Below are 3,766 nucleotides of genomic sequence, written 5' to 3'. Positions count from 1 at the left end.
TAGTTACCAGCTGTTAGTTCGCTTAGGGGCAGATAAGGGGAATACCAACGATGCATTGATTGTGATACTAATCGTTAATTCAACATTGCTTATCCCGATTGCGATATTTCTCCATGCTGGAGCTATTGTCCAACCGGTCGCAATTCTGTATTTCATCGCCGCAGGTTTATCGGGAAGTATGATCGGGAGAGCATTCAATTACCTGTCAATCGATCTATTGGGAGCGAGTCGTGCCTCGCCGATCACTGCATCAAATACACTTATGGCTACATTTTTGGGGATTGTTTTGCTTAATGAACCATTCACTGTAATTCATATCCTTGGTGTGGTCGCAATTGTTGTCGGTGTCGGGTACATATCGTTCGAGACCTCGAGACACAACCCGGGTGACCTCAACCGAGATGATGCTCTCTGGGGCCTCGCGTTTGCCCTTCTCGCGTTTGTTTTCTATGGCGTAGAACCAATTTTTGCAAAATCAGGATTCAACCTAGGGATGCCGATTGTCAGTGCTCTGGCAATAAAGACAGTCTCTGCAGGCATCGGTTTCTACACTTACCTTCGAATCAGAAATAAAGTGCCGAAAATATCCTTTTCTGACTCAAATATGCGGATTTATATGGTTGCGGGCCTTGCCAATACGATATTTATTCTCACGTACTATGCTGCCCTTCAAATCGCACCCGTGGTATTAGTACATCCCGTTATCTCTAGTTACACTCTTTTCATTATCGTTCTATCATACCTTGTTATGCCTGAGAGATTGGAACGTATCACCATCGGACTGGTTTTTGGAGCCCTGATCACCATTGTCGGAATTATTGTTATCGGCCTCAGTCCGTCGTAATTCATCACCATCAAATAATTTATATTTCTAGTGCTCTCGCTACAATTAATGATTAGCAGACATACAACGGATAATACAAGCACTCAGCACTTATTTATCACCTTGCCTATTATTTCGTATTATGCTAATTGAAGGAGACGTCCATCACGTCGGAATAAATGTTGCTGATATCGATTCATCTTTAAATTTCTATTGTTCAGAATTGAATCTTTCGGAGATACGGCGGTGGGAAAACGGCGAGCGGCAAGGGAAACTCGATGGTCTTGAGGGGAATTCCGATGTCGACATCAGCCAGACGGACGCAGAGGCGTGTTATCTTCAGGTGAAAGACCTATTTTTGGAGATAGTTGAGTATCGGTATCCGGAGGCCGACCAGCCATTGGCATTAAAACCGTCAAACGTCTGTGGTAGATCCCATTTGTGTTTCGAGGTTACAGGAATAGGTCCCTTGTATCGATCTCTTTCGGAAAAATACGAGTTTATAAGCCGACCTGTAATGAGTTCCAGCGGGGGACTTATGGTCAAATGCTTCGACCCCTCTGGAAACCTCATCGAATTTTATGAATCCGAAGAGTCCCTTGGTAGTGGTGAGGAAGGCTCGGTTAAGTCAATCCATCACCTCGGTATTAACGTTCCAGATATTGACGTAGCATTAGAGTTCTATCAGGAGACATTTGGTTTCGACTTGGTGCGAAGATATGAACCCCAATTATCGGTCGACCCCTTCGTTAGCGGACTCGATCCCGCCGATGCAGTTACAGAAATTGCCTTCCTTGATACCGGCAATTTCGAGCTCGAGCTACTCGAATACCCTGACAGCGAGTTCGTTCATCTCAATGAATTCGACATCGGACGAGCTCACCTAGGTTTCATCGTCGACGATGTAGATCAACTCTACGCGAGATATAACGATTCCATCGACTTTCTATCCCCGCCGCAGACCAGTCCAACTGGAACGACAGTCATCAAATGCTATGACAGCTATGGGTACTCGATAGAATTTATTGATCCGGGTAGGTGGCTAGAAGATTTGGGGCCCAGTTAAAAGGTCGTGTTTAGTTTGGAGGGCGGTGTTCAGATAAGGATTGAAAGGTGAGGCGGAGCGTTTTCTGAGTGATCTATGCCCGAAAACACTCGCCTCAACGGGAATATCGACCAGATCGACTTAGAGTTTGTTGAACGAGAAGCGACACCGCGCTTGCTGATGAAGCTCAGTATTCAGCTACACCTCGCTGGACTCTCACTTTCGAATACTGTTTCTATTCTTGAGATATTTGGTGTCGAACGCGCTCGATCAACCGTTCATAATTGGGTTCACAAGGCCGATCTACAGCCCGAGTCTGGTCGGTGCCCGGATCACGTCGCGGTTGACGAGACCGTGATCCAACTCGACGACGAGCAATATTGGCTGTACGCCGCTGTTGATCCCGAAACAAATGAATTACTGCATACAAAGCTTGAACCGACGACAACGAAGGTTCTCGCTTATTCGTTTCTGACGGAACTCTCCGAGAAACACGACGTCTCTGACGCCGTGTTTCTCGTCGATGGATCGCACTCGTTACAAGACGCGTGTCAGCGTCACGGCTTCGATTTCAGATACGAGAAACATGGAAATCGGAATGCTGTCGAACGTGTCTTCCGCGAGATAAAACGGCGAACTCTCTGTTTCTCAAACTGTTTCAGCAACGCCGAAACAGAAACTGCCGACAACTGGCTCAGATCGTTCAGCTTCGCATGGAATCAGCTTATCTGAACACTACCGTTTGGAGGCGGTGTTCAGATAAGGATTGAAAGGTGAAGCGTAGCGTTATCTGAGTGTCCATACCGGAAAGTGCTAGCCTTGACAATTGTATCGGCCAAATCGAGTTAGATTTTGTGGAACGAAAAGGGACACCGCAAGTGCTGATGTGGCTTAGTATTCAACTGTATCTCGCTGGATCATCCTTTTCAACGATAAGGTCTCTGGTGAATCGCCATACTGCAGGTTGATTGGGCTTCTATACGATTTCTACACTAATCCAGTTGCGAACAGTCGAAGCCTGCAGAGAGTACCGTTATGACCCACTCAGATACCGAACAGGAGGAAGAGGCCGATGCTGAGCGATTTCCATCATTCGATGGTGTCCGATGGACCTCGTGTACCCTCAAGGACTTCACGGACCTGTAACGGGACGAGTTCGCTCCTTGCCTCGAAGAGGAGGATATCAACCCATCAACCGAGAAGCCGATCCACCAGTGGTTTCGGGATCACGATGCACGGTCATTCCTCGCAGCTCTCCGCCGCCATCACGACCGCTCGTTCGGAAAATTCTGGAACGAGGACCTCGGTCTTGGTGACTATGAAGGCTACTCATAGGCACCAACGGACGATGCGACAATCGACGCCCTCGAGCAATTTCTTAACCGACGGAGATCACGATACAGCCTTGCGACGTCGTCCGTCGACGCGCTCCGAACACGACTGAATCTCTACATCCGTGCCTACCGAGAGGCGAACGGGACAGATGACCTCCTCACACCGGTTCAACGAAACCGTGATAATCCAGCCTACGAAGCCGTTGACAGGGTCTATGCAGCATTCAACTGATTGAACGAGGGAGTCGAACGGGGGTAGTGATGCAGAATTACCTCTCTGACTCGCGTTCCCGTCGAGTCCGGCGCGAGTTCATGCGAGAACAGCTGGACGAAGCCTTCAGAGAGAGAACTTAGCATCATGTACCGACCTTCCCGTGGTCCCTCCTTGGCAGGTGAGTTACTCATTGAATCAATGAATCACTGAATCATTGAAGTAATGAGTACTGGAAGTCGTGAGTCAGAGATTGCATATTCCAGAGAATCATTGGCGACACAAGGAGAGAAGAGTCATGAAGACCAAGAATACAAGAATCAGTGAATCAGTGAATCAGTGAATCAGTGAAT

General features: G+C 47.7%; 3 protein-coding genes and 1 pseudogene. All 4 read left to right on the top strand.

Going from position 1 to position 3,766, the window contains the following annotated elements; all coding sequences use genetic code 11:
- Positions 1 to 844, top strand: an 844-nt coding sequence (locus BLW38_RS15510; protein WP_092818091.1) for a DMT family transporter, incomplete at its 5' end; no start/stop codon positions are given.
- A gap of 121 nt (positions 845 to 965) precedes the next feature.
- Complete coding sequence (locus BLW38_RS15505) at positions 966 to 1,889, top strand: VOC family protein (RefSeq protein ID WP_092818090.1); 924 nt, start codon at positions 966 to 968, stop codon at positions 1,887 to 1,889.
- A 75-nt stretch (positions 1,890 to 1,964) separates the two neighbouring features.
- Entirely contained in the window at positions 1,965 to 2,600 is a 636-nt protein-coding gene (locus BLW38_RS15500; RefSeq protein ID WP_092818089.1) for an IS6 family transposase, read from the top strand.
- Positions 2,601 to 2,903: 303 nt separating this feature from the next.
- A pseudogene (locus tag BLW38_RS16895) lies at positions 2,904 to 3,431 on the top strand (tyrosine-type recombinase/integrase); the annotation flags it as partial.
- Between the last annotated feature and the right edge of the window lie 335 nt (positions 3,432 to 3,766).

This window comes from Halopenitus malekzadehii, from assembly GCF_900108505.1.
GTDB classification, from domain to species: domain Archaea; phylum Halobacteriota; class Halobacteria; order Halobacteriales; family Haloferacaceae; genus Halopenitus; species Halopenitus malekzadehii.
This window is presented reverse-complemented; position numbering and strand designations above follow the sequence as displayed.

Bases quoted from the DNA above. Each gene is read 5' to 3' on its own strand.
- BLW38_RS15500 (WP_092818089.1), top strand. From the start codon at position 1,965: ATGCCCGAAAACACTCGCCTCAACGGGAATATCGACCAGATCGACTTA.
- BLW38_RS15505 (WP_092818090.1), top strand. From the start codon at position 966: ATGCTAATTGAAGGAGACGTCCATCACGTCGGAATAAATGTTGCTGAT.